Source organism: Mycobacterium novum (assembly GCF_010726505.1).
In the GTDB taxonomy this organism is placed as follows: Bacteria; Actinomycetota; Actinomycetes; order Mycobacteriales; family Mycobacteriaceae; genus Mycobacterium; species Mycobacterium algericum.
In genome coordinates this window covers 469,925-495,354 of record NZ_AP022562.1, presented here as the reverse complement: position 1 = coordinate 495,354, position 25,430 = coordinate 469,925, and the positions used below count along the sequence as shown (strand labels likewise).

Below are 25,430 nucleotides of genomic sequence, written 5' to 3'. Positions count from 1 at the left end.
ATCCGGCCGTCAGACCAGCCACGCGGCGGCGTCGGGCGGCAACATGCCGTCGCCGAGTGGTGCGCTGGCCAGGATCAGCCGGCCCTCGGGCAGCACCACCGGACGCTCACCGGCGTTGAGCACGCACACCAGGCCGCCGCGCCGAAACGCCAGAGTTCCCGGCGGTGAATCCAGCCAGTTCACGTCCCGTCCGCTGAATTCGGCTCGGCTGCCGCGCAACTCGATTGCCTGGCGGTAGAGCTGCAGCGTCGAGTCGCCATCGGCGAGCTGCTTCTCGACGGTCAACGGCGCCCAGTCCGGCGGCATCGGCAGCCAGGTGTCGGGATTGTCGGAGAACCCGAACGCCGGCTCGGTACCCGACCACGGCATCGGCACCCGGCAGCCGTCGCGGCCGCGCTTGGTGTGCCCGGAGCGCTCCCACACCGGATCCTGCAACGCTGAATCGGGTAGCTCGACATTGGGCAGACCCAATTCCTGGCCGTTGTAGACGAATACCGCCCCCGGCAGCGCGAGCAGCACCAACGCCATTGCCCGCGCCCGGGCCAGCCCGACGATGCCGCCACCGTAGCGGGTCAGCGATCGCTCGACGTCATGGTTCTCCAGCGCCCACGTCGCGATTCCGTTCACCGCGGCGACCGCGGCCAGCGAATTGTCGATCGCGTCGCGGACCGCGGCGGCGTCGAAGTCGGCCTGGAGCAACCGGAAGTTGAAGGCCAGGTGCAGTTCATCGGGCCGGACGTACTCGGCGAACAGGGCGTTGTCGTGCACCCAGACTTCGCCGACGGAGACCGCGCCGGGGTAGTCGTCGAAGACCGCGCGAATCGCACGGTGGATCCGATGAACGCCCGGCTGGTTGAACCGCGGATCGTCGTCGCGGTGGGCCAGTAGTTTCGCGTCGGTGACCGGCATGTCGGGCAGTCCCTGCGGTTTGGCCATGCCGTGCGAGACGTCGATCCGGAAGCCGTCGACACCGCGGTCCATCCAGAACCGCAGCGTCCGCTCGAAATCCGCCATGACCTCCGGGTTGTCCCAGTTCAGATCGGGCTGCGTCGGGTCGAACAGGTGCAGATACCACTGGCCGGGGCCATCGGGTCCGGTGACCCGGGTCCAGGCCGGACCGCCGAACACCGACACCCAGTTGTTGGGCGGCAGCTTGCCGCCGGGCCCGCGCCCGTCGCGGAAGACGTAGCGCTCCCGTTCGGGGCTGCCCGGCCCGGACGCCAGGGCCGCGACGAACCACGGATGCGCCGAACTGGTGTGGTTGGGCACCAGGTCCATGGTCAGCTTGATCCCGCGTTCGTGCGCGGCCGCCACCAACCGGTCCAGCGCCGCCAGATCGCCGAACAGCGGATCGATATCGCGGGGATCCGCCACGTCGTAGCCGTGGTCGGCCATGGGCGACACCGTCACCGGGTTGAGCCAGATCGCGTCGATCCCCAGCCGGTGCAGATAGTCCAGGCGGGCGATCACCCCGGGCAGATCGCCGACACCGTCACCGTTGCTGTCGGCGAACGAGCGCGGATAGGCCTGGTAGAACACACTGTCGGCCCACCATGCGTGGTCGTCGGGGCTGCTGCTGTCGCCCATCAGATCGGTGCGTTGACCAGGAAATCGGCCGCCGAGTGCAGGTAGTCCAGCAGCTCGGCGCGGCGTGCGTCATCGAGGGTGTCGCCGTCGATCTCGTTGATCGCCGTGACCATGCAGCGCAGCCAGGCGTCGCGCTGCAGCGGGCCGATGCGGTAGGGGATGTGGCGCATCCGCAGCCGCGGGTGGCCGCGGCGTTCGGAGTAGGTGCGCGGGCCGCCCCAGTACTGCTCGAGGAACATCCGTAGCCGCTCCTCGGCGCCGTCCATGTCGTCGGCGGGGTACATCGGGCGCAGGATCGCGTCCTGGGCGACCAGTTGATAAAACCGCGACACGATGGCGTGGAAGGTTTCCGCCCCGCCGACGGCGTCATAAAACGAAGGCTCTTGTATCGGCTGCATCGCCACTATTGTGGGCTATCGCCGGTTCCTGCCAATGAACACACAGCAAATAGGCGTGCGACCAGCGTGGAATCATGGTGAACTGTTCCGCGGAGGATTTATGGTGCAGCACGAAAACGACTCCCGAAAGCCGATATGAAGCGTCGGGGCCACCGCAGACCCGGTGCCCCGGTGGCGAGCCTGACCGGGCTTGCCACCACCCCCTGCCTGCACTCGGTCTCCGCTTCGGGGACCGGCAACGACTCCGCCTCGATCTGGACCCGGCGGCGGGTGCTGCTGCTGAACTCCACCTTCGAGCCGTTGACGGCGCTTCCACTGCGGCGTGCCATCGTCATGCTGATCTGCGGCAAGGCCGACGTGGTGCACGACGACCCGGCCGGCCCGGTCATCCATTCGGCGACCCGGTCGGTGGTGGTGCCCTCGGTGATCCGGCTGCGGTCCTATGTCCGGGTGCCCTACCGCGCCCGGATCCCGTTGACCCGCGCCGCGCTGATGCACCGGGACCGGCACAGCTGCGCCTACTGCGGCGGCAAGGCCGACACCGTCGACCACGTGGTGCCGCGCAGCCGGGGCGGCGACCACTCCTGGGAGAACTGCGTGGCCGCCTGCTCGGCCTGCAACCACCGCAAGGCCGACCGGTTGCTGGCCGAACTCGGCTGGACGTTGCGGCTGGTGCCGACGTCGCCGAAGGGCCAGCACTGGCGGCTGCTCGCCGTGATCCACGACCTCGATCCGGTGTGGATGCGCTACCTCGGCGAAGGCGCTGCCTGAACTAGGTTGCTTGAACTACGTGGTGCCGGTACCAGCGACGGCCATGCCAGCGTTGGTAGTGCCACACCGCGGTCGGCAGTGTCCCTCGTCGATGCAGCCAGAAGCCGGCGGGCGGGTCGAGTCGGGGCGGTTGCCGCCCCAGCGTGATCTCACCGAGGACGATGCCCGCGCCCTCGTCGGCGCGCCGTTCGGCGACGACGGTGCCGTCGGCGGCGGCGATCAGGGTGGCGCCTTCGAAGTGGCCCCGATACGTCAGGGGCAGCCACGGCATGGCGCAGGTCAGGGTGCCGGCATGGGCGGCGTGCACCATCGGGGCGCCGACGTACTGGGCGAACGACGCCGCCGCCCGGCGAGCGGTGCCGGCGTTGTTGCGTTCGAGCCGGTCGAAGAGCCGGTGGGGCACCCAGCGCGGGATCGACCACCAGCCCGAGCCCGTCATCATCAGGTCCACCCGGCCGCGCAGCCGGCGCACGGTCTGGGTGCGCATCAGCTCCCAGCACACCGCGGCTCCCACCGTGGGTCCGGCCGCAGCGAGCACCCCGTCGTCATCGCCGGTGGTGTAAAAGGCGTTCTCCCACATCGTGGGCAGATCCTTGTCGTGCCGGCCCACCACGCCGTCGGGGTCGGCGAGCAGGTAGGCGTTGCGGACGTGGCCGTCGGGATCGCGGCACAGGAACGACCCGCCCACCAGCGCGCGATGCCGGCGGGCCAGGGCGGTGAGCAACACGGTCGCCGCACCATCGGGCGGCAGCGCGGCGGTGGCCAGCGACTCGTCGAACCCGATCCCGGTGGTGAAGAACTCCGGCAGCGCGATGACTTCGGCACCGGCCCGGCCCGCCTCATCGGCAAGGCGCTCACAGGCGGCCAGATTGGCCGACACATCGCCGAGCACGGCCTCCAACTGGACAGCTGCCGCAAGAACCATGATCATCGCCCTTCTGCAACGACGGCGCAGCCCTGCCGCACGCTGGTTACCAGTGCGAAGATATGGCCTCAGCCCGGGTTCCCGCCACCGGTCGAATCCCGGTGGGATACCGTCTACGGCGTGAGCGTGTTGTCATTCCTCGGCTACTTCGTCGGCATTCCGATTGTGCTGGTCGCGCTGCTGTCAGCCCGGATCTGGTCGCAGAAGGGGCCGCGCGCGGCCGTTTACCAGATGGCCGACCGTTGGACACATCCACCGATCCTGTGGGCAGCCACCGACGAGGCCGTCGGTCGCGGCCATGGTCACGGCAAGTCCGAGTTCAGCGTGGGGGGTGGAGCCAGTGGCAACTGGTGAGGTCGCGACGATCGATCCGGCGGACCTGCCGTACGGGTCGGCGATCACCTACAGCGGTCGGATTTCCGGGGTCACGGAGCCGGGCGAGGCGTCGCTGCACTACCCGTTCCCGATCAAGGAGCTGGTGGCGCTCGATGACGCCCTGACCTACGGGTCACGGCAGACCAACGCCCGGTTCGCCGTCTACATCGGGGACCTGGGCTCGGACACCGCCGCGCAGGCCCGCGAGATCCTGGCGAAGGTGCCCACCCCCAACGACGCGGTGCTCATCGCGGTCTCACCGGACCAGCGGGCCATCGAGGTGGTCTACGGCGCCGGTGTGGCCGACCGCATAGCCCCGGTGGCGGCACCGCAGGGTGTGGCCGCGGCGGCCGCGGCATTCAGCGACGGCAACCTGATCGACGGCCTGGTCAGCGCGGTGCAGGTGCTCAGCGCCGGCATCACCCCGGCCTAGCCGCCGTCTTTCGGTCGCGGACGTGGCTGGGGGTGCCTCGCGCTGGCGCGGGAGCCCCGGTCGACACACTCGCGCTGCCGTCGTATCGGCGTCGCCGGCGCACCACAGTTGGCTGGCGAACCTCGACCGGCGCGGGGTCGCCCCGCAAGCGGTGGCCGATATCGTCCGCCGGCAGCGCCTCTCCCGTGACAGCTTCCGGGCTCTGGACGCGATGGAGCAGATCACCGACCCGCACGGTCAGAGCTTCTTCGTGATTCCCCGCGGTGCCGGCGGGAAGCAGGCCCGTCACGCGGTGCGGCTGACATACCTGCTCAACGCGGGTACCGGCTACGGCCGGACCAGCACCAGCAACGATTTTCCCGAGACGCCCTACGGGGTGGCCGAATTCGAGCGGATCGTTCAGCGGCAGCGAGCGAACCGCTGGAGCTACGATGCGGTCCGGGCCATCTGCAACACCGGCGGTTGTCTGGTCACCACGCCCAACGGGTTGCTGATGGGGCTGGGCGGCAATCGGTTTCACGCCCAGCTCACCCGCCGTGCCGGGACCATGTGGGGTGACCTGTTCATGGTCAACGTCGATCGCGGTTCCGACCCGATGCGCAGGCTGCGCGAGATCGTCGAAGCCGGACGGATCTCGCCCGGTGGTCCCGAGCTGGACCGGGTGTTGCATCACGAGGAGATTCACGCCCAGCAGTGGGCCGCGCTGGGGTCGATACAGTTTCCCGCGCGCTATCTCGCCGAGGAGGCAAGAGTGCGGATCTTCGGCGGCACCAACAGCTTTGAAAGCGACGCGGGATTGGGCGACGGGGGTTATCAGTGAGCCGGCCCCGGGGCTGAGCGGGTCAGGCGCTGTCCGTTCCGGCGGTGTCTGTGCAAGCGGCGTCGAAGGTACGCGCCCGCAGCGATCGTTCCACCCCGGCCCGACCCTCCAGCACCAGCCGCCGAAGGGCCGGCGGCACCGCGGGATCGGCCAGGAACGCCTCGGCGGCGTCCAACCCGGCCTGACTGACGTCCCACCCCGGATACAGCCCCACCACCACCGTCTGCGCCACCTCGCTGGAGCGCCGCTCCCAGACACCGCGGATCGCTGCGAAGTACTTTTCGGTGAACGGCGCCAACAGCTCGCCCTGCCCGGGTTGCACGATCCCGGCGATGATCGCCCGGCCGGTGATGTTGGCCAGCGTGTCGTCCTCGATCACCTGCTGCCAGGCCGCCTGTTTGACCTCCGGGAGCGGCCGCGCCGCCGAGGCCTGCGCGCCCTGGCGCTTGCCCGCCGCGGTGGGATCACGCCGAATCTCGGCGTCGATCGCCTCGGAGCCGAGCAGGCCGCCTCGCGCCAGGGCCACCGCGATCCGCCAGCGCAGATCGGTGTCGACCGCCAATCCGGCCAACCCCTGATCCGCGGGGTCGGCGTCCAGCAGCGCCGCCAGCACCACGGTGTGCCGTTCGGACAGCACCGACGTGCACAGCGCGTTGACGTAGGCCAGCTGGTGATCGGAGCCGGGCTCGGCTGCGCGGGCCAACTCCAGCAGCCGGTCGGCGAACGCCGGCCAACCGTGCTCGGCGGCCCAGCCGGGTTCGGCGTAAAACCCCAGCGCGGTCTGCGCCTGCAGCAGCAGCCGCGAGGCGACCCCGACCTCGGTTTCGGCCTGAATACCGCCTTGCACCAGTGCCAGGAAATCCCGGGCGCGCAGCTCGGCCTCGCGGGTCATCTCCCAGGCCGCCGACCAGACCAGCGTGCGCGGCAACGGCTCGGCGATATCGGCGATGCGTTCCAGCGCGGTCGCCAGCGACTCCTCATCCAGCCGCAGTGCGCAGTAGGTCAGGTCGTCGTCGTTGACCAGGATCAGCTTTCCTCGCGAAACCCCCTCCAACGCCGGCACGGCCGTTGCCGGCCCCTCGACGTCGAGTTCTTCGCGGTGGGTGCGCACCAAGCGTCCGGCGCCGTCGTCGTCGTAGATGCCGATGGCCAGCCGATGCACCCGGGTCTCGCCTTCGCCCGGGGCGGCACCGTCCTGGGTGACGGCGAACCGGGTGAACTTCCCGGCGTCGTCGAGATCGAAGTTCGCGCGCAGGGTGTTCAGGCCGGTGGTCTTGAGCCACTGGCGACCCCAGTCGGACAGGTCGCGGCCCGATGCCTTCTCCAGGGCGGCCAGCAGGTCGTCGAAGGTCGCGTTGCCGAAGGCGTGCGCGGCGAAGTAGTCGCGCAGCCCGGCCAGGAAGTGGTCCAGACCGACGTAGGCCACCAACTGCTTGAGCACGGATGCGCCCTTGGCGTAGGTGATCCCGTCGAAATTGACCTCGACGGCGGCCAGGTCACCGATGTCGGCGGCGATCGGATGCGTCGAGGGCAGCTGGTCCTGGCGGTAGGCCCACGACTTCTCCGCGTTGGCGAACGTCGTCCAGGCGCTGGTGTACTCGGTCGCCTCGCTCTGGCACAACACCGAGGCGAACGTCGCGAATGACTCATTGAGCCACAGGTCATCCCACCAGCGCATGGTGACGAGGTCGCCGAACCACATGTGCGCCATCTCGTGCAGCACGGTCTCGGCGCGCCGCTCATAGGACGCCCGGGTCACCTTGCTGCGAAAGACGTAGTCCTCCAGGAACGTCACCGCGCCGGCGTTCTCCATCGCCCCGGCGTTGAACTCCGGTACGAACAGTTGGTCGTACTTGCCGAACGCATACGGCACACCGAAATTGCGGTGGTAGAAACCGAATCCCTGCTTGGTCTCGGTGAACAGCCGCTCGGCGTCCATATGCTCGGCCAGCGACGCCCGGCAGAACAGGCCAAGCGGGATCTCGCCGTGCTCATCGCGGTAGACGTCGTCCCACCGGGCATACGGCCCGGCGATCAGCGCCACCAGATACGTGCTCAGCTTCGGGGTGGTGGCGAAGGTGTGCACGCCGTCTTCCACAGCGATGGTGGCGCCGTTGGAGACCACCTGCCAGTGCCGCGGCGCGGTGACGGCGATGTCGAAGGTCGCTTTGAGGTCGGGCTGGTCGAAACAGGCGAACATCCGCTTGGCGTCCGCGGTTTCGAACTGCGAGTACAGATACACCTCGTCGTCGACCGGGTCGACGAAGCGGTGCAGGCCCTCACCGGTGTTGGAGTAGTAGCAGTCGGCGTCGACCTCGACCACGTTGCGCTCGGCCAGACCGGTCAGCTCGATACCGATCGACTCGTCGTAGGCCGACACGTCGAGTGCGCGGCCGTTGAGGGTGGCAGCGCGGATCGTCCGGGCGGCGATATCGATCACGGTGTTGGCGCCGGGCAGCGCCTCGAAGGTGACGGTCGTCGTGGAGCGGAACGTGCGCTCGCCCGGGTTGCCGCTGCCGTCGGTCAGGTCGAGGGCGATCCGATAGTTGTCGACGGTGATCGACGCGGCCCGCTCGGCGGCCTGGTCGCGGGTGAGGTTAGGAAGTGCCACGCCCGCCAACAGTAGCCGCTGACCCGGTCGGGAACACCGCGCGGACGGGCATAGTTGTGTTGCACAGATGCTCCCCGCTCCCGAGAGGACCTTGCTGATGTCCGACAAGTCGACAGCCGAGTTCTGGTTCGACCCGCTGTGCCCCTGGTGCTGGATCACCTCGCGGTGGATCCTCGAGGTGGAGAAGGTCCGCGATATCGAGGTGACCTTCCACGTGATGAGCCTGGCCGTGCTCAACGAGGATCGCGACGACATCTCCGAGGAGTACCGCGAGGGGCTGAAGAACGCCCTGGGCCCGGTGCGGGTGGCAATCGCCGCCGAACAGCAGCGCGGCAACGAGATCCTGCGCCCGCTGTACACCGCGATGGGCACCCGGATCCACAACCAGAACAACAAGGACCTCCCCGACGTCATCGCCGGTGCGCTGGCGGAGGTGGGCCTGCCGGCCGAGTTGGCCGACGCGGCCACCACCGACACTTACGACGAGGCGCTGCGCAAGAGCCACCACGCCGGGATGGACGCCGTCGGCAAGGACGTCGGCACCCCGACCATCCACGTCAACGGGGTGGCCTTCTTCGGTCCGGTGCTGTCCCGGATCCCGCGCGGCGAGCAGGCCGGGCAACTGTGGGATGCGTCGGTGACCTTCGCGTCCTACCCGCACTTCTGGGAGCTCAAGCGCACCCGCGGCGAGGCGCCCGAATTCGACTGACACAATGACCGCCATGCGCGTCTACCTCGGCTGCGACCACGCCGGCTACGAGCTCAAAGAGCAGATCCTCGAGCACCTGAAGCAGGCCGGGCACGAGCCGGTCGACTGCGGGGCCTTCGCCTACGACGCCGAGGACGACTATCCGGCGTTCTGCATCGCCGCGGCCGCCCGCACGGTCGCCGACCCGGGCAGCCTCGGAATCGTGATCGGCGGTTCCGGCAACGGCGAGCAGATCGCGGCCAACAAAGTGCCCGGGGCGCGTTGTGCGCTGGCGTGGAGCACCGAGACGGCAAAGTTGGCCCGCGAGCACAACAATGCGCAGTTGATCGGTATTGGCGGCCGTATGCACTCCACCGCCGAGGCGCTCGCCATCGTGGATGCGTTCCTGAGCACACCGTGGTCGGAAGCCGAACGCCATCAGCGGCGCATCGACATTCTGGCGGCCTACGAACGCAGCCACGAGGCGCCCCCGGTGCCCGGCGCCCCGGCCTGACGAGACTGCCGCCATGCCGGAGGGGCACATCCTGCACCGGCTGGCTCGGTTGCATCAACGGCGTTTCGGCGGCGCCCCGGTGGCGGTGTCCAGTCCGCAGGGCAGGTTCGAAGCCGGTGCCGCCGCGATCGACGGACGAGTGCTCACCGGTGCGGAGGCCTGGGGAAAGCACCTGTTCCACCACTACGCCGGCGGACCGATCGTGCGCGTCCACTTGGGCATCTACGGGCACTTCACCGAGTTCCACCTGTCGGACGGTGGTATACCCGACCCGGTGGGCCAGGTGCGGATGCGCATGATCGGCGTCGACTATGGAACCGATCTGCGCGGTCCGGCGGCCTGTGAGGTGGTCGACGAGGCATTCGCCGCTGATGTGATCGCGCGGCTCGGGCCGGATCCGCTGCGCGGCGATGCCGACCCGGCGCTGGCCTTCAAGCGAATCGGCAAGTCCCGCAGAACTATCGGCGCGCTGTTGATGGACCAGTCGGTGCTCGCCGGCGTCGGCAACGTCTACCGCAGCGAGGTGCTGTTCCGGCATCGGATCGACCCGTTCCGGCCCGGCACCGCCATCGGCGAAGCGGAATTCAACGCGGTCTGGACCGATCTGGTGGCGTTGATGAAAGTGGGGCTGCGGCGCGGCAACATCGTGGTGGTCCGGCCCGAAGATGATCACGGTGCACCGGCGTACGCGCCCGGCAAGCCGCGCACCTATGTGTATCGCCGAGCCGGCGACCCGTGCCGGCTGTGCGGGAACACCGTGCGCACCGCGGAATTGGAGGCCCGCAACGTGTTCTGGTGCCCGTCCTGCCAGAGCTAGGCGAGTGCGCGCGTCACCGAGGGCAGCGCGTCAGTCGTCGTAGACCGTTTCACGCCGAGGGCGAATCGGCACCCCGAGTGCCCGGTAGATCTCGTTGGACAGCACCACGCTGCGCGGGTCGGCATTGGCCTGGGTGTGATCGAACCGGTTCATCACGTAGCCGTAGCCGATGCGGTGCTCCAGATCGACGAACGCGAACGACCCGCCCAGACCGCCGTGCCCGAAGATCCGCCGGTTGGGTCCGTTGACGCCCTGGGCGTTGAGCATGTAGCCCATGCCCCACCCGTGTTCGGCGACTCGGGGACCGAGCACCAGATCGGTTTCGGTGCCGCCCTGCAGCACCCGCAGCCGGTCCATGGTGGGACGGCTGAGCAGCTTCTCCTGCACCAGTGCGTTGTAGAACGTGGCCATGCCCAGCGCGGAGACCTGGGCGTTGGTGCCGGGGAACTCCAGTTGCCGCCACAGCGTCAGGTCGTTGGTGGCGATCTCGTCGTCGGGGGCGAACCCCATCGCCACCGCCAGCCCCGCCTTGGAATGGTGGTCCAGCGAGGTGGGGCGCTTGGGCGCGCCGGCCGAGGCCAGCATCTCGCGGATCGTCGGCTTGCCCACCGGGTCGGCGCAGCGGTAAGGCTGCTGGTCGGCCGGCACGCCGATGTGGACCTCGGCGCCGAGCGGGCCGGCGACTTCACTGTGCAGATACTGGCCCACCGTCATACCGGTCACGCGGCGGACGACCTCGCCGATGATGAAGCCGTAGGTGGTCATGTGGTAGCCCTGCGCGGTGCCGGGTCGCCACCACGGTTCGGCGGCCGCCAACCGCTGGCAGACCAGGTCCCAGTCGGTGACGTCGCGCCAGTGCATCGGTTCGCGCGGCCCGATCGCCCCGGAGCGGTGCGCCAACACCATCGCCAGTGAGATGTCGCCCTTGCCGGCCTGGCCGAACTCCGGCCAGTAGTGGGCCACCGGTCGCCGGAGGTCCAGTTCGCCGCCCTCGGCGAGCCGGTGCACGCAGGTGCTGGTCAGCCCCTTGGTGCCGGACAGCACGGTGCTCAGCGTGTCTTCCTGCCAGGGGCGCTGACCGTCGACATCGGCCGAGCCGGCCCACAGGTTGACGACGAGTTCCCCGTCGACATATGCCGCGACGGCAGCGCCGAGCTCGTCGCGCAGCGTGAAATTGCGCTCGAACTCGTACCGCACCCGTTCGAAGCGCGGCGAGCACGACCCGTGAATCCGGACGTGCTGGGTGCCGCCCATAGGCGTGCCTTCCTGCCAGGGAAAATCCCCGTTTCGAGCGGGCGACGGGAATCGAACCCGCGTAGCTAGTTTGGAAGACTAGGGCTCTACCATTGAGCTACGCCCGCAATATCCAGGCCAGACTGTACCGGCGTTGCCGACCTCAAATCCAATTGGCACTCCCCGCTGCGGCCGTCAGGTCCGGGCGGCTGTCTTGCCGTTGTCGCCGGGCCGTAGGATCGCCTGGTCAGTGCGGGGTGTAGCGCAGCTTGGTAGCGCATCCGCTTTGGGAGCGGAAGGCCGCAGGTTCAAATCCTGTCACCCCGACCAGCAGCGCGCGCCGCACCGGCACGACAGACCGTCAACGATATCGAGGAGTACGCCCGTGAAGAGCACCGTCGAGCAGCTGACCCCCACCCGGGTTCGCATCAACGTGGAGGTGCCGTTCACCGAATTGGAGCCGGACTTCCAGCGGACTTACAAGCAGCTGGCCCAGCAGGTGCGGATGCCCGGCTTCCGGCCGGGCAAGGCACCCGCCAAGCTCATCGAGGCCCGTTTCGGCCGTGCCGCGGTGCTGCAGCAGGTGGTCAACGACGCGCTGCCGAGTCGGTACAGCGAGGCGGTCACCAGTTCGGAGCTCAAGCCGCTCGGTCAGCCCGAGATCGAGGTGACCAAGCTCGACGACGGCGACCAGATCACCTTCACCGCCGAGGTCGACGTGCGACCGGAGATCACGCTGCCCGACCTGGAGCAGCTCAAGATCAGCGTGGACCCGATCGAGGTCGGTGACGACGAGGTGGACGCCGAGCTGGACGCGCTGCGTGCCCGATTCGGCACGCTGACCGGTGTCGACCGGCCCGCAGCCGAGGGCGACTTCGTCTCGATCGATCTGGACGCGACGGTCGACGGCGAGGTGGTTGAAGGCGCCGCCACCGAGGGGTTGTCGCACGAGGTCGGATCGGGTCAGCTCATCGAAGGCCTTGACGACGCGATCGTGGGCATGTCAGCCGGTGAGGACAAGACCTTCACCACCAAGCTGGCGGCCGGCCCGCATGCCGGCAAGGACGCCGAGGTCACCGTGACGGTGCAGTCGGTCAAGGAACGTGAGTTGCCGGAGGCCGACGATGAGTTCGCGCAGCTGGCCAGCGAATTCGACACCATGGGCGAGCTGCGGGAGAACCTCACCGAGCAGGTCAGCCGGACCAAGCGCATCCAGCAGGCCGAAAAGGTACGCGAGGCGACGCTGGAGGCCCTGGTCGAGCAGGTCGAGATGCCGCTGCCCGAGGCGGTGGTGCAGGCCCACGTCGACAATGCGCTGCACAACGCACTGCACGCGGTGGACCACGACGAGAACAAGTTCGCGGAGTCGCTGGCCGAGCAGGGCTCCTCGCGCGCCGAGTTCGACGCCAACACCCGCAGCGAGGCCGAGAAGTCCGTCAAGACGCAGCTGCTGCTCGACGCGCTCGGCGACGAGCTGGAGATCCAGGTGGGCCAGAACGACCTCACCCAGCACCTGGTGCTGATGTCGCGGCAGTACGGCGTCGCACCGCAGCAGCTGATGCAGTTCCTGCAGCAGAACAACCAACTGCCCGCGGTCTTCGCCGACGTGCGCCGGGGTATGGCGCTGGCAGCGGCGGTGCGCGCCGCCTCCGTCAGCGACACCGACGGTAACGAGATCGACACCGCCGAGTTCTTCGGTGGCGGCGCCGACGCCCAGGCCGATGACGCTCAGGCCGATGATGCTCAGGCCGATGAAGCCGAGGCGGCCGTCGCCGACGAGCCGGCCGGTGCCGCGGACGACGCGGTCGAAGCCGGGGCGGCATCCGACGAGTGACGCTGTAAGCGAACGAAGCCGGTTCGGGCCGCCTACAGCCGCGCCGGTTCGTTAGGGTCGTAAGCATGTCTCGGCATATGAATCTCGAGAAAGCAGGTATCCAACTGTGAGCCAGCCCGGTCTGAACCTCGTCGACTCCGTATACGAGCGTCTGCTGCGAGAACGCATCATCTTCCTGGGGTCGCAGGTGGACGACGACATCGCCAACCGGCTGTGCGCGCAGATTCTGTTGTTGGCCGCCGAGGACCCCACCAAGGACATCTCGCTCTACATCAACTCCCCGGGCGGTTCGATCAGCGCCGGAATGGCGATCTACGACACCATGGTGCTCGCGCCGTGCGATGTCGCCACCTACGCGATGGGGATGGCCGCCTCGATGGGCGAGTTCCTGCTCGCGGCCGGCACCAAGGGCAAGCGTTACGCCCTGCCGCACGCCCGGATCCTGATGCACCAGCCGCTGGGCGGGGTGACCGGCAGCGCCGCCGACATCGCCATTCAGGCCGAACAGTTCGCGGTCATCAAGAAAGAGATGTTCCGGCTCAACGCCGAGTTCACCGGTCAGCCGATCGAGCGCATCGAGGCGGACTCCGACCGTGACCGCTGGTTCACCGCCCAGGAAGCCCTGGAATACGGCTTCGTCGACCACATCATCACCCGCGCCCACGTCAACGGAGATGCCTCATGAACCCCGAGACCTTGCGAGCCATCGCACCGCAGGCCCGCTACATCCTGCCGTCGTTCGTCGAGCACTCCAGTTGGGGCGTCAAGGAGTCCAACCCCTACAACAAGCTGTTCGAGGAGCGCATCATCTTCCTCGGCGTGCAGGTCGACGACGCGTCGGCCAACGACATCATGGCGCAGTTGCTGGTGCTGGAGTCGCTTGACCCGGACCGTGACATCACCATGTACATCAACTCGCCGGGCGGCTCGTTCACGTCGCTGATGGCGATCTACGACACCATGCAGTACGTGCGGGCCGACATCCAGACCGTCTGCCTGGGGCAGGCCGCCTCGGCGGCCGCGGTGTTGCTGGCGGCCGGTACGCCGGGTAAGCGGATGGCGCTGCCCAACGCCCGGGTGCTGATCCACCAGCCGTCGCTGTCCGGGGTGATCCAGGGGCAGTTCTCCGACCTGGAGATCCAGGCCGCCGAGATCGAGCGGATGCGGACGCTGATGGAGTCCACCCTGGCCCGTCACACCGGCAAGGACCCCGAGGTGATCCGCAAGGACACCGACCGGGACAAGATCCTGACCGCCGAAGACGCCAAGGAGTACGGGATCATCGACACGGTGCTGGAGTACCGCAAGCTCTCGGCGCAAACGGCCTAGGGGTACCTCCCCGCCGAGTGTGCGCTCACTGCGAATCTCCGGCTGGATTTTCGCGCTGAGTGCACGTTCGGCGTAATGCGGCTGCGGCGGCAGCGATATCGGCCGGTCCGACCCGGCAGCAGCCGCCCACGATGCGGGCCCCGGCGGCGACCCACTGCGCGGCAAACCGCGCCGAGAACGTCTTGGGCCCCACCCAACGGTGGCCGTCCCAGCTCTCCCCGCTGTTGGGGTAGACGATCACCGGCTTTCCGGTGATCTCGCGGGCGATCTCGATCGCCGGCAGGACATCGTCCGGGGCGCAGCAATTCACTCCCACCGCGACGATCTGTGGCACCCCGGCGGCGACGGCGAACGCGTCGGTCAGCGGTTGGCCGGCGCGGGTCGAGGTGCCCTCGATGGTGTAGCTGAGCCAGGCCGGAACGCCGGCCTCGCTCACCAGGCGCATCAGTGCCTCGGCCTCGTCGACGTCCGGGACGGTCTCCAGCGCGAGCACATCGGCCCCGGCATCGGCCAGGACCTCCAGTCGGGGGCGGTGCCAGGCCGTCAACTCCGAGACCGAAAGCCCGTATCGGCCAACGTATTCCGAGCCGTCGGCGCGCGCGGCGCCGTACGGGCCGACCGATGCCGCCACCCGGTGCCCACGCGCGCCGCCACCGGCCAGGCGGGCCAGGTCCACGCTGCGCCGCAGCAGCCTTTCGGCGGTCCGGCGGTCGATGCCGCGGGCGGCGAATCCGTCGAAACTGGCCTGATAGCTGGCGGTGGTCGCGATCGCCGCCCCGGCGGCGAAGAAGGCGGCGTGCACCGCGGCGACGTCGTCGGGGGCATCGAGCAGCAGGCGGGCCGACCACAGCGGGTCGGAGAGGTCCCCGGAAAGATCAAAGCCGCGGGCCTCCAGTTCGGTGGCCAACCCGCCATCGGCGACAATCACGGTATCGTCGGGCACGGCGAACCCCACGTTCGCCACTGTAGGGCTCCGCGGTGCCGCTCGCCTCACAGCGGGGTAACGCCGACGATTCGCTCACGCCACGCCAGCGCGTCACGCGCCGGGTGGGGCAGTTGGGGCGATATCTTCTTGGAGCACACGGACAGCAACGAATACCAACGACGCGATTCGGCCTTATCGGTCGCCTCGCACCGGAACAAGCGGGTAGCGTCGGGGCCAGACACCGGTACCCCGACGACGGACGGCGAACAGGAAGTAGGTCCTCACGCACCATGGCGCGCATCGGAGACGGCGGGGACTTGCTGAAATGTTCGTTCTGCGGCAAGAGCCAGAAGCAGGTCAAGAAGCTCATCGCGGGACCGGGCGTCTACATCTGCGATGAGTGCATCGACCTGTGCAACGAGATCATCGAAGAGGAGCTGGCCGACGCCGACGACGTCAAGCTCGACGAGCTGCCCAAGCCCGCTGAGATCCGGGACTTCCTGGAGGGCTACGTCATCGGTCAGGACACCGCCAAGCGCACGCTGGCGGTGGCGGTCTACAACCACTACAAGCGCATCCAGGCCGGTGAGAAGAGCCGTGATTCCCGCTCCGGCGAGCCGGTCGAGCTGACCAAGTCCAACATCTTGATGCTCGGCCCCACCGGCTGCGGCAAGACCTACCTGGCCCAGACGCTAGCCAAGATGCTCAATGTCCCGTTTGCGATAGCGGATGCGACGGCACTCACCGAGGCGGGCTACGTCGGTGAGGACGTGGAGAACATTCTGCTCAAGCTGATTCAGGCCGCCGACTACGACGTCAAGCGCGCCGAGACCGGCATCGTCTACATCGACGAGGTCGACAAGATCGCCCGCAAGAGCGAGAACCCGTCGATAACCCGCGACGTCTCCGGTGAGGGCGTGCAGCAGGCGCTGCTGAAGATCCTGGAAGGCACCCAGGCGTCGGTTCCGCCGCAGGGCGGCCGCAAGCACCCGCACCAGGAGTTCATCCAGATCGACACCACCAACGTGCTGTTCATCGTGGCCGGCGCGTTCGCCGGGCTGGAGAAGATCGTCTCCGACCGGGTCGGCAAGCGCGGCTTGGGTTTCGGCGCCGAGGTCCGGTCCAAGGCGGAGGTCGACACCGTCGACCACTTCGCCGAGGTGATGCCCGAAGACCTGATCAAGTTCGGCCTGATCCCCGAGTTCATCGGCCGGCTGCCGGTGGTGGCCTCGGTGACGAACCTGGACATGGAGTCGTTGGTCAAGATCCTTTCGGAGCCGAAGAACGCTCTGGTCAAGCAGTACACCCGGCTGTTCGAGATGGACGGGGTGGAGCTGGAGTTCAGCCAGGACGCGCTGGAGGCGATCGCCGACCAGGCCATCCACCGCGGCACCGGTGCGCGCGGCCTGCGGGCGATCATGGAAGAAGTGCTGCTGCCGGTGATGTATGACATCCCCAGCCGCAACGACGTCGCCAAGGTCGTGGTGACCAAGGAAACGGTGCAGGACAACGTGCTACCGACCATCGTGCCGCGCAAGGCCTCGCGCAGCGAGCGCCGCGACAAGAGCGCCTGACTCGAACCGCCGGCGCGGCGATCCGTTTCAGGGTTTCGGGGCGGCTCGCAGTCGGCGCCGCCGAGAATCGCGGCTTTTTGGGCCGGCTGCCGGGAGTCGGTCAGGCAGTGCCAGCTTGACAATGGTGCGGGCAACCATCAGGTACTGGCGCGGCAGCGGACCAGTGGTGTACGGCAGGTCGTACTTGTCGCATAACGCACGCACTTGAACCGCGATCTCTGGCAGTCGGTTGCTGGGCAGGTCGGGGAAGAGATGATGCTCGATCTGATAACACAGGTTGCCGCTCAAGTATCCCAGAACAGGTCCCGCGTCGAAGTTCGCGGAGCCCAGCATCTGTCGCAGATACCATTCGGAGCGGGTCTCCCGCTTCAGCACCGCTGGGTCGAACTTTTCGGCGCCGTCGGGAAAGTGGCCGCAAAAAATCACCAGGTACGCCCACACATTCCGGATCAGGTTGGCGCCCGCGTTGGCCGCCAGGGTCCGGCGCCAGCGCCGTCCACCGAGTGCGGGAAATAGCAGATACTCTTTGGTCACCTGGCGGGCGGCTTTGCGGAAGAACATTCGGGTGGCCGCGGACTTCTCGGCGTCGGTCAGGGCGCGGCTACGCCCAGAAGCCAGGGTGTGCAGGGCGACGCCCCATTGGAACATCGCCGCCAGCACCAAGTTGGCCAGCGGCTGGAGGAGGTTGCCCGGCCCCCAGGGCTGGTCACGGCTGACCCGCATGATGCCGAACCCCATGTCCTCGTCCATCCCAATGATGTTGGTGAAGACGTGGTGGGAATAGTTGTGGGAGTAGCGCCACTGTGACGAGACGGCCGTCATATCCCATTCCCAAGTGTTGGAATGGATCTCGGGATCGTTCATCCAGTCCCATTGGCCGTGAGTCACGTTGTGGCCGATCTCCATGTTTTCGACGCACTTCGCCACCGCGAGGGCGGCCGTGCCCACCGTCCAACCCAGCACGGTCTTGCTACGGTGAATCACCAACCGCGCCGCGACATCCAGCACCCGTTGAAACATGATCGTGCGATGGATGTAAGCAGCGTCCTTGGCGCCGAGGGAGGCTTCGACGGCACGGCGAATCGCGTCCAGCTCGAGGCCAAGCGCTTCGACGTCGGATTCGCTGAGATGCGCGTAGTTGGCGACCTGGCTGATTGCCACGTGAGGAGTCCTAGGGTGGTGGGAGCCAGGGCTGTTTTGTCGTTCTGGCCCGCACCCTACGCGACGATCCGCCTCGAGGCGACATGAGCGGCGGGCGCGGGAGCCGCTGGTGAACAGCATTGCTCTGCGGCACGACACGGTAGAACTGTGCCGCCGTTCATGCGCTGGCGACGACGGGACGTTGACAACCGTTACTCGTCGGTAGTGAACTTTCTTAAAGTTCGGTCGCCACCTATAGTGATGAAAACCACATTCTTGGTCTCGGCCGGGCGCGAACTCCATCCTGACGTCGGCGTTTGCCGGTAAGTCGGTGGGGTTCCGATACGGTGTGGCGTCGAACTGTCTCTAAGAACGGTGCAATAATCGGTACTGCCAGTGACAGAAAAACGTGTGGGTTGCGCCAGTCGCGCTGTGCGGGCCCGGTCAGACAGTGATGGAAGGCGGGGGCCGTGGGTCCGAGCGGTAACGGAGCCGGGTCGGCGCCCGGGCGCCAAAAACTCGAAAAAGTAGTAATCCGCTTCGCTGGCGACTCCGGCGACGGCATGCAGCTCACCGGCGACCGCTTCACCTCCGAAGCGGCGTTGTTCGGCAACGACCTGGCGACCCAGCCCAACTACCCGGCCGAGATTCGCGCCCCGCAGGGCACCCTGCCGGGCGTGTCGTCGTTCCAGATCCAGATCGCCGACTTCGACATCCTCACCGCCGGTGACCGCCCCGACGTGCTGGTGGCGATGAATCCGGCGGCGCTGAAGGCCAACATCGGCGACCTGCCGCGCGGCGGGATGGTGATCGTCAACTCCGACGAGTTCACCAAGCGCAACCTGGCCAAGATCGGCTACGAGGCCAATCCGCTCGAGACCGAGGCGCTCTCCGACTACGTGGTGGTTCCGGTCGCGATGACCTCGCTGACCCTGGGCGCCGTCGAGGCGATCGGTGCCACCAAGAAGGACGGCGCGCGGGCCAAGAACATGTTCGCGCTCGGCCTGCTGTCGTGGATGTACGGCCGGCCCATCGAGACCAGTGAGCAGTTCATCCGGGAGAAGTTCGCCAAGAAGCCCGATGTCGCCGACGCCAACGTGCTGGCGCTCAAGGCGGGCTGGAACTACGGCGAGACCACCGAGGCGTTCGGCACCACCTATGAGATCTCACCGGCCAAGCTGCCGCCGGGCGAGTACCGCCAGATCTCGGGCAACACCGCCTTGGCCTACGGTGTGATCGCCGCCGGTCAGCTCGCCGACACGCAGGTGCTGCTGGGGACCTACCCGATCACCCCGGCGTCGGACATCCTGCACGAGCTGTCCAAGCACAAGAACTTCAACGTGCTGACCTTCCAGGCCGAAGACGAGATCGCCGGTATCGGCGCGGCGATCGGCGCCTCCTACGGCGGTGCGCTGGGCGTCACCAGCACCTCCGGCCCGGGCCTGGCGCTCAAGGCCGAGGCGCTGGGCTTGGCCGTGATGACCGAACTGCCGCTGCTGCTGATCAACGTCCAGCGCGGCGGTCCGTCGACCGGGCTGCCCACCAAGACCGAGCAGGCCGACCTGTTGCAGGCGCTCTATGGCCGTAACGGCGAGTCACCGGTCGCGGTGGTGGCGCCCTGCACGCCGTCGGACTGCTTCGACGCCGCCATCGAGGCCGTCCGGATCGCGCTGACCTACCGCACGCCGGTGGTGCTGCTCTCCGACGGCGCGATCGCCAACGGCTCCGAGCCGTGGCGCATCCCCGACATCAGCGCGATCGAGCCCATCGAACGCAACCTGGCCAAGGCGGGGGAGGACTTCGCGCCCTACGCGCGCGACCCGCAGACCCTGGCGCGGCAGTTCGCCATCCCCGGCACCCCCGGTCTGGAGCACCGCATCGGCGGTCTGGAGAAGGCCAACGGCTCTGGCGCGATCTCCTACGAGCCGGCCAACCACGACCTGATGGTGCGGCTGCGGCAGGCCAAGATCGACGGCATCAAGGTGCCCGACCTGGTCGTCGACGACCCGACCGGTGACGCCGAGCTACTGATGTTGGGCTGGGGCAGCTCGTACGGCCCGATCGCCGAGGCGTGCCGGCGGGCCCGGCGCGGCGGCGTCAAGGTCGCGCAGGCTCACCTGCGCCACCTCAGCCCGTTTCCGGCCAACCTCGGCGAGGTGCTGCGGCGCTACCCGAAGGTGGTGCTGCCGGAGATGAACCTGGGCCAGTTGGCGCTGCTGCTGCGCGGCCGCTACCTGGTCGACATCCAGTCGGTGACCAAGGTGGCCGGTCAGGCATTCCTCGCCGACGAGGTCGAGGCGATCATTGACGACGCGCTGGCCGGGACGCTGGCCGAGCGAGAGAACGAGAAGGCGTCGCTGGCCACGGCCGCGGCGGTGACCATCGCGGGCAGTACAGCAGGAGCGAATTCATGACCACAACCGAACCCGCCAGCTCCCTGGTAGGCACCGAGCTGGGGCTGACCGCCCTGACCGGCGTGCCCACCACCGACGAGCCGCAGAAGTCCAAGGACTTCACCTCCGACCAGGAGGTGCGCTGGTGCCCGGGCTGTGGCGACTACGCCATCCTCAACTCGATCCGCAACTTCCTGCCCGAGCTGGGGGTGCGCCGCGAGAACGTGGTGTTCGTCAGCGGCATCGGCTGCTCGAGCCGGTTCCCGTACTACATGAACACCTACGGGGTGCACTCGATCCACGGCCGTGGCCCGACGTTCGCCACCGGGCTGGCGACCGCCCGTCCGGATCTGTCGGTGTTCCTGGTCACCGGCGACGGCGACGCGCTGTCGATCGGCGGCAACCACCTGATCCACACGCTGCGCCGTAACGTCAACCTCACGATCCTGCTGTTCAACAACCGGATCTACGGGCTGACCAAGGGCCAGTACTCGCCGACGTCGGAGACCGGCAAGATCACCAAGTCCACACCGTTCGGTTCGCTGGACAACCCGTTCAACCCGGTCTCGCTGGCGATCGGTGCCGAGGCGACCTTCGTCGGCCGCGCCCTGGACTCCGACCGCAAGGGCCTCACCGAAGTGCTGCGCGGTGCCATGGAACACCGCGGCTCGGCGCTGGTGGAGATCCTGCAGGACTGCCCGGTGTTCAACGACGGTTCCTTCGACCTGCTGCGCAAGGAGGGTGCGGAGAACCGCATCATCAACGTCCGGCAGGGTGAGAAGATCACCTTCGGCGCCGAGGACGAGTACTGCGTGATCAAGTCGGGCTTCGGGCTGGAGGTCGCCAAGACCGCCAACGTCTCGGCCGAGCAGATCGTGGTGCACGACGCCACGCTGGCCGACTCGTCTTACGCGTTCGCGTTGTCACGGCTCTCCGAGCAGGATCTGTCGCATTTCCCGATGGGCATCTTCCGCAAGATCAACAAGCCCACCTACGACGACCTGGCGCGCGCGCAGGTCGCCGAAGCCCGCCAGGCCAGCTCGCACGACACCGCCGCTCTGCAGGCGCTGTTGCGTGGCCGCGACACCTGGACCGTGGATTGAGGCGAGCCTGAGGTCATGACCGGCCGACGGGCCGGTCTCGCCGGCGTCGTGCTCGCCGGTGGCGCATCGCGCCGGATGGGCCGTGACAAGGCCACCCTGACCGTGGCGGGCCGGTTCGGCGGCCGGACCCTGGTCGAGCACCTGGTGTCAGTGGTCGCCCAGTGCTGCGACCCGATCTTCGTGGTGGCCGCCCCAGGGCAGGCCCTTCCCGCGTTGCCGGCCCAGGTGTTGCGCGACGAGGTTCCCGGGCTGGGGCCGCTGCCCGCGGTCGGCCTGGGGTTGCGTGCCGCCGCGCGCGCCGGCGCGGAGCGGGCGTTCGTCTGCGCGGTCGACATGCCGTTTCTGGTGCCCGCGTTGATCGGCCTGCTCGCCGACGCACATCCCGGTGCCGACGTGGTGCTGCCCCGAGCTGGTCGGGACCACTACCTGGCCGCGGTGTACCGGACGGCACTGGCCGGATCCATCGACGCCTTGGTCGCCGATGGGCAGCGCCGGGTGGGGGCATTGGTCGACATGGTCGAGGCGCAGCGGGTCGAACTCGAGGATCCGGCGCCGCTGGCCAACCTCAACTCTCCGGATGACATCGCCGGCCTCTGCTGAGCCCGCCCGCGGCACGTCTGCCGCCGGCAAGGACGGGAATGAGGACAGCAAATACGGTGACGGGGGCGATGGAATGGATTCAGTTCCGCTGCCGGCGCGTTGAATAAACATTCGTGTTATCGCTGTGAAATAGGACCTTTATCAAAACTCGAGGGCCCTTCGGCCGCCGGCGATCGAAGGGTGCTGATCATCCGGCGAAAACTATTGTGGTGCAGCAGAAGTCATGCTGTTCTCCACCGCGGCGGGCATGGCGACCCGGCCGGAAGCCGGTCTCGTCCCTCTCGGTCGTAATTGGATCTTTCGCCGATAGCAGCGCGGTGATGCCGCTCATTCGCCACGCTGATCACCGACTGTCTCGCCCGCAGTGTCCCGGGTAGCGGGCGAGGGCGATACGTACCCCCATTCAGGCCTTGAGCTGCAAGTTGCAGGGGAGCTAGCGCAGTCCGGCCCGTCGTGGGCACGCGGCGTCAGTGCTCCAGCCCACAAAATATCCGTGATTTGACTCACGAAAAACGATCCGGGCGGCAAACGCTTAGAAAGACTAAAAGCAATAGGTGACCTGGTGAAACCATTCCCCGCGCTGGTGTGATGGTTTCGTTATCCCTCCGAAATGCCCGCGTCATGCGGTTGGACTTCTCGCATGAACGTTTCGTAAGTTTCCCCTCGCCCGAATGCAGGGCAAACAAATTGAATCCACGGAACCGCGTGTGAGCGGGGCCGCGGGCGGCCCCATGAATGCTTCCGCGGTGCCGGGTGTCATCCCGGCGGGCAGCCCTTGCCCCCGCTGTCGTGCCTGACCTAGACGGCACGTCTCGAAGATCAATCTCGCCTGAGGGCCATCCCGGCTGCACTTCGGAGCGCGCACCGCGAAAGGAACGATGTTGAAGAACGTCCGTAAGCCCCTCACCCTGGCCGCGATCGCCGGCGCGCTGATCACCGGTGCGGTGGCACTGTCCGACGCGACCGCCAGGGCGGACAGCGTCAACTGGGACGCCATCGCGGCCTGCGAGTCCGGCGGCAACTGGTCGATCAACACCGGCAACGGTTACTACGGCGGTCTGCAGTTCAACGCCGGCACCTGGCGCGCCAACGGCGGCAGCGGCATGCCCCACAACGCCAGTCGGTCTGAGCAGATCCGGGTGGCCGAGAACGTGCTGCGCAGCCAGGGCATCGGCGCGTGGCCGGTCTGCGGCCGCCGCGGCTGACCTTCCAGACGACGGCGCCGGGCGATGAACCCGGCGCCGTCGCCGTCTTCGGAACCCGGTGCGGCGGGTAGCGTCGGATCCATGTCTGAGACGCCACGTGAACTCGACGTCATCGTCTACGGGGCGACCGGTTTCGTCGGGAAGCTCACCGCCCAATACTTGGCCCGCGTCGGGGGCGAGACCCGCGTCGGGTTGGCCGGCCGCTCGGCGGAGCGACTGCGCGCCGTCCGCGATGAGATCGGCAGCGCAGCGCAGGACTGGCCGATCGTGGTGGCCGACGCCGACAAACCGGCGTCGCTGGAGGCGATGGCGGCCCGCACCCGGGTGGTCATCACCACCGTCGGCCCCTACACCCGATACGGAATGCCACTGGTCGCGGCGTGTGCGGCGGCGGGCACCGACTACGTCGACCTCACCGGCGAGGCGATGTTCGTGCGCGAGAGCATCGATACCTACCAGAAACAGGCCGTCGACAACCGGGCGCGCATCGTGCACGCCTGCGGCTTCGACTCCATCCCGTCGGATCTGAGCGTCTATGCGCTCTACCGGGCGGCCCGCGATGACGGCGCCGGCGAACTGCTCAACACCGATTTCGTCGTGCGGGGGTTCTCCGGCGGTCTCTCGGGCGGCACCATCGCCTCGATGACCGAGGTGCTGCGGACCGCCTCCACCGACGCCGACGCCCGACGTCAACTCTTCGACCCCTACACCCTCAGTGACGATCGCGGCGCCGAGCCCGACCTGGGCGCGCAGCCCGACCTGCCCTGGCGTCGCGGACGTGACATCGCCCCCGAACTCACCGGCATCTGGACCGCCGGCTTCGTCATGGCGCCCTACAACACCCGGATCGTGCGGCGCAGCAACGGGCTGTTGGAGTGGGCCTACGGCCGGCGGTTCCGCTACGCCGAGCACATGAGCGTCGGCTCGTCGGCGGTGGCTCCGGCGCTGTCGGGACTGGCGACCGGAATCAGCGCCGTCACCGTCGGACTCGGCAGCCGGTTCTTCCGGCTGCTGCCGCGCCGACTGGTGGAGCGGGTGCTGCCCAAGCCGGGCACCGGCCCCAGCCAGAGCCGCCGTGAGAATGGCTATTACCGCGTCGAGACCTACACCACCACGAGCACCGGTGCCCGCTACGTGGCGGACATGGCGCAGCAGGGCGACCCCGGCTACCAGGCGACGTCGGTGTTGCTGGCCGAAAGTGGGCTGGCGCTGGCGTTGAACCGCGATGCTTTGCCCGACCGCTTCGGGGTGCTCACCCCGGCGGCTGCGATGGGTGACGCACTGCTGGCCCGACTCCGCGCGGCGGGCGTCACGCTGGACGTTTCACGGCTGAACTGACCGGTGCGGGCTGGCGGCGCTTTCCGCTAATGTCGTTTTCGACCGCTGTCACGGCAGCACCCAGCAACGAAGGTGGAACTTTCATGGCCGGCCTCGACGATCTTTTCGCGCAGATCCCCGTACAAGACATCGCCAATCAACTCGGCGCCGATTCGGGTGAGGTGGACAACACCATCCGTACCCTGGTGCCGGTGCTGGTCGGCGGATTGAGCCAGAACGCCCAGGACCCGGGCCAGGCCGACGACATCGCCAGCAAGGCCAGCAGCTTCGCGGCGCAGGGGCTGCTGGGCAACGCGTTCGCCGGCAACCAGGCCGAAGGGCAGCAGGTGATCTCGACCATCTTCGGCGGCAACGACACCAGCCAGGTCGCTTCGGCGCTGTCGGGTGCCGGCGCCGGCAACAACGACCTGCTGCAAAAGCTGCTCCCGATCATCGCTCCGATCGTGCTCGCCTACATCGGCAAGCAACTGACGGGCCAGAAGGCCGAGCCGGCCCAGCAGCAGGCCTCCGGGGGCGGCGGCCTCGGGGACATCCTCGGCAGCATCCTGGGCGGCGCGAGCTCCGGCGGCGGCGCCCAGAACCAGTCGATGGGCAGCATCCTGGGCAACATGATCGGCGGCAAGACCGGCGGCGCTATCGGCGACATCCTCGGCGGACTGCTCGGCGGCAAGAAGTAACCACTCGTCGCCGGCCCCCGGACCGGTCCCGGTTCATGCGGCGTTTCCAGCTTCGGCTCTCCTTCGTCGAGCCTCGCTAAATCGCCGGTTCATGCGGCGTTTCCAGCTTCGGCTCTCCTTCGTCGAGCCTCGCTAGATCG

23 protein-coding genes, 2 tRNA genes and 1 pseudogene are annotated in these 25,430 nt (G+C 68.0%); 18 read left to right on the top strand and 8 right to left on the bottom strand.

All coding sequences use genetic code 11. The features are described 5' to 3' along the window. Nucleotides 1–9 precede the first annotated feature (9 nt). Complete coding sequence (locus G6N19_RS02250; RefSeq protein ID WP_083036362.1) at nt 10–1,587, bottom strand: glycoside hydrolase family 13 protein; 1,578 nt, start codon at nt 1,585–1,587, stop codon at nt 10–12. Further along, complete coding sequence (locus tag G6N19_RS02245) at nt 1,587–1,985, bottom strand: globin (RefSeq protein WP_193465684.1); 399 nt, start codon at nt 1,983–1,985, stop codon at nt 1,587–1,589. Before G6N19_RS02245 ends, G6N19_RS02250 begins: the two co-directional genes overlap by 1 nt. Nucleotides 1,986–2,120: 135 nt before the next feature. Between G6N19_RS02245 and G6N19_RS02240 the strand changes: the two genes are divergently transcribed. Next, nucleotides 2,121–2,756, top strand: a complete 636-nt coding sequence (locus G6N19_RS02240; RefSeq protein WP_013828372.1) for an HNH endonuclease — start codon at nt 2,121–2,123, stop codon at nt 2,754–2,756. A gap of 1 nt (nt 2,757) precedes the next feature. Here G6N19_RS02240 and G6N19_RS02235 read toward each other — a convergent pair whose 3' ends face one another. Continuing rightward, nucleotides 2,758–3,681, bottom strand: coding sequence for a carbon-nitrogen hydrolase family protein (locus G6N19_RS02235; RefSeq protein ID WP_193465683.1), 924 nt, complete (start codon nt 3,679–3,681; stop codon nt 2,758–2,760). 120 nt (nt 3,682–3,801) lie between these two features. Between G6N19_RS02235 and ctaJ the strand changes: the two genes are divergently transcribed. The 3 genes from ctaJ (at nt 3,802) to G6N19_RS02220 (ending at nt 5,309) form a co-directional block, all read left to right on the top strand. Further along, on the top strand, nt 3,802–4,035 hold the full coding sequence (gene ctaJ, locus G6N19_RS02230) for an aa3-type cytochrome oxidase subunit CtaJ (protein ID WP_013828374.1): 234 nt from the start codon (nt 3,802–3,804) through the stop codon (nt 4,033–4,035). Then, the gene (locus G6N19_RS02225) at nt 4,022–4,489 is read left to right on the top strand and encodes a DUF5130 domain-containing protein (RefSeq protein ID WP_013828375.1); all 468 of its coding nucleotides are present in this window, start codon (nt 4,022–4,024) and stop codon (nt 4,487–4,489) included. Before ctaJ ends, G6N19_RS02225 begins: the two co-directional genes overlap by 14 nt. A 151-nt stretch (nt 4,490–4,640) precedes the next feature. After that, nucleotides 4,641–5,309 carry a hypothetical protein gene (locus tag G6N19_RS02220; protein WP_232062500.1) on the top strand — a complete coding sequence of 223 codons (669 nt, stop codon included), beginning with the start codon at nt 4,641–4,643 and terminating at the stop codon, nt 5,307–5,309. 22 nt (nt 5,310–5,331) lie between these two features. Here G6N19_RS02220 and pepN read toward each other — a convergent pair whose 3' ends face one another. Next, nucleotides 5,332–7,920, bottom strand: a complete 2,589-nt coding sequence (pepN, locus tag G6N19_RS02215) for an aminopeptidase N (RefSeq protein ID WP_193465682.1) — start codon at nt 7,918–7,920, stop codon at nt 5,332–5,334. Between the two features lie 97 nt (nt 7,921–8,017). Here pepN and G6N19_RS02210 point away from each other — a divergent pair, with 97 nt between their 5' ends. The 3 genes from G6N19_RS02210 to G6N19_RS02200 are packed head-to-tail and all read left to right on the top strand — an operon-like array spanning nt 8,018 to nt 9,939. Beyond that, entirely contained in the window at nt 8,018–8,629 is a 612-nt protein-coding gene (locus G6N19_RS02210) for a mycothiol-dependent nitroreductase Rv2466c family protein (RefSeq protein WP_013828378.1), read from the top strand. A gap of 13 nt (nt 8,630–8,642) precedes the next feature. Next, nucleotides 8,643–9,122 carry a ribose-5-phosphate isomerase gene (locus G6N19_RS02205; protein WP_081465638.1) on the top strand — a complete coding sequence of 160 codons (480 nt, stop codon included), beginning with the start codon at nt 8,643–8,645 and terminating at the stop codon, nt 9,120–9,122. Nucleotides 9,123–9,135: 13 nt separating this feature from the next. Then, nucleotides 9,136–9,939 carry an Fpg/Nei family DNA glycosylase gene (locus tag G6N19_RS02200; RefSeq protein WP_013828380.1) on the top strand — a complete coding sequence of 268 codons (804 nt, stop codon included), beginning with the start codon at nt 9,136–9,138 and terminating at the stop codon, nt 9,937–9,939. Nucleotides 9,940–9,969: 30 nt separating this feature from the next. Here G6N19_RS02200 and G6N19_RS02195 read toward each other — a convergent pair whose 3' ends face one another. Then, nucleotides 9,970–11,193 (bottom strand): serine hydrolase domain-containing protein, encoded by a 1,224-nt coding sequence (locus G6N19_RS02195; protein ID WP_013828381.1) that lies wholly within the window; start codon nt 11,191–11,193, stop codon nt 9,970–9,972. 36 nt (nt 11,194–11,229) lie between these two features. Further along, nucleotides 11,230–11,300, bottom strand: a tRNA-Gly gene (locus tag G6N19_RS02190). A gap of 125 nt (nt 11,301–11,425) precedes the next feature. On the opposite strand from G6N19_RS02190, the gene G6N19_RS02185 reads away from it, so the two are divergent. The 4 genes from G6N19_RS02185 to clpP2 all read left to right on the top strand — a co-directional run bounded on the left by G6N19_RS02185 (nt 11,426) and on the right by clpP2 (nt 14,335). After that, nucleotides 11,426–11,502 (top strand) — tRNA-Pro (locus tag G6N19_RS02185). A gap of 55 nt (nt 11,503–11,557) precedes the next feature. Next, nucleotides 11,558–13,006, top strand: a complete 1,449-nt coding sequence (tig, locus tag G6N19_RS02180; protein WP_013828382.1) for a trigger factor — start codon at nt 11,558–11,560, stop codon at nt 13,004–13,006. A gap of 106 nt (nt 13,007–13,112) precedes the next feature. Then, on the top strand, nt 13,113–13,691 hold the full coding sequence (gene clpP1, locus G6N19_RS02175) for an ATP-dependent CLP protease proteolytic subunit ClpP1 (protein ID WP_013828383.1): 579 nt from the start codon (nt 13,113–13,115) through the stop codon (nt 13,689–13,691). Then, nucleotides 13,688–14,335 (top strand): ATP-dependent CLP protease proteolytic subunit ClpP2, encoded by a 648-nt coding sequence (gene clpP2, locus G6N19_RS02170; RefSeq protein ID WP_013828384.1) that lies wholly within the window; start codon nt 13,688–13,690, stop codon nt 14,333–14,335. Before clpP1 ends, clpP2 begins: the two co-directional genes overlap by 4 nt. Before the next feature lie 25 nt (nt 14,336–14,360). On the opposite strand, the gene mmuM is transcribed toward clpP2, so the two are convergent. Continuing rightward, nucleotides 14,361–15,299, bottom strand: a complete 939-nt coding sequence (gene mmuM, locus G6N19_RS02165) for a homocysteine S-methyltransferase (protein WP_013828385.1) — start codon at nt 15,297–15,299, stop codon at nt 14,361–14,363. Nucleotides 15,300–15,550: 251 nt separating this feature from the next. Between mmuM and clpX the strand changes: the two genes are divergently transcribed. Next, nucleotides 15,551–16,834 carry an ATP-dependent Clp protease ATP-binding subunit ClpX gene (gene clpX / locus G6N19_RS02160; RefSeq protein ID WP_041317576.1) on the top strand — a complete coding sequence of 428 codons (1,284 nt, stop codon included), beginning with the start codon at nt 15,551–15,553 and terminating at the stop codon, nt 16,832–16,834. Nucleotides 16,835–16,861: 27 nt separating this feature from the next. Here the strand turns inward: clpX and G6N19_RS02155 are convergent, their stop codons facing one another. Further along, on the bottom strand, nt 16,862–17,995 hold the full coding sequence (locus tag G6N19_RS02155; RefSeq protein WP_013828387.1) for a fatty acid desaturase family protein: 1,134 nt from the start codon (nt 17,993–17,995) through the stop codon (nt 16,862–16,864). 449 nt (nt 17,996–18,444) lie between these two features. Here G6N19_RS02155 and G6N19_RS02150 point away from each other — a divergent pair, with 449 nt between their 5' ends. The 6 genes and pseudogenes from G6N19_RS02150 to G6N19_RS02125 all read left to right on the top strand — a co-directional run bounded on the left by G6N19_RS02150 (nt 18,445) and on the right by G6N19_RS02125 (nt 25,290). Beyond that, nucleotides 18,445–20,388 (top strand): 2-oxoacid:acceptor oxidoreductase subunit alpha, encoded by a 1,944-nt coding sequence (locus tag G6N19_RS02150; protein WP_041317579.1) that lies wholly within the window; start codon nt 18,445–18,447, stop codon nt 20,386–20,388. Continuing rightward, nucleotides 20,385–21,470, top strand: a complete 1,086-nt coding sequence (locus tag G6N19_RS02145; RefSeq protein ID WP_013828389.1) for a 2-oxoacid:ferredoxin oxidoreductase subunit beta — start codon at nt 20,385–20,387, stop codon at nt 21,468–21,470. Before G6N19_RS02150 ends, G6N19_RS02145 begins: the two co-directional genes overlap by 4 nt. 15 nt (nt 21,471–21,485) lie before the next feature. Next, complete coding sequence (mobA, locus tag G6N19_RS02140) at nt 21,486–22,070, top strand: molybdenum cofactor guanylyltransferase (RefSeq protein ID WP_083036352.1); 585 nt, start codon at nt 21,486–21,488, stop codon at nt 22,068–22,070. 971 nt (nt 22,071–23,041) lie between these two features. Continuing rightward, a pseudogene (locus G6N19_RS02135) lies at nt 23,042–23,275 on the top strand (transglycosylase family protein); the annotation flags it as partial. An 81-nt stretch (nt 23,276–23,356) separates the two neighbouring features. Continuing rightward, nucleotides 23,357–24,613 carry a saccharopine dehydrogenase family protein gene (locus G6N19_RS02130; protein ID WP_041317583.1) on the top strand — a complete coding sequence of 419 codons (1,257 nt, stop codon included), beginning with the start codon at nt 23,357–23,359 and terminating at the stop codon, nt 24,611–24,613. Nucleotides 24,614–24,696: 83 nt separating this feature from the next. Then, nucleotides 24,697–25,290, top strand: coding sequence for a DUF937 domain-containing protein (locus tag G6N19_RS02125; protein WP_013828394.1), 594 nt, complete (start codon nt 24,697–24,699; stop codon nt 25,288–25,290). Nucleotides 25,291–25,430: the final 140 nt, after the last annotated feature.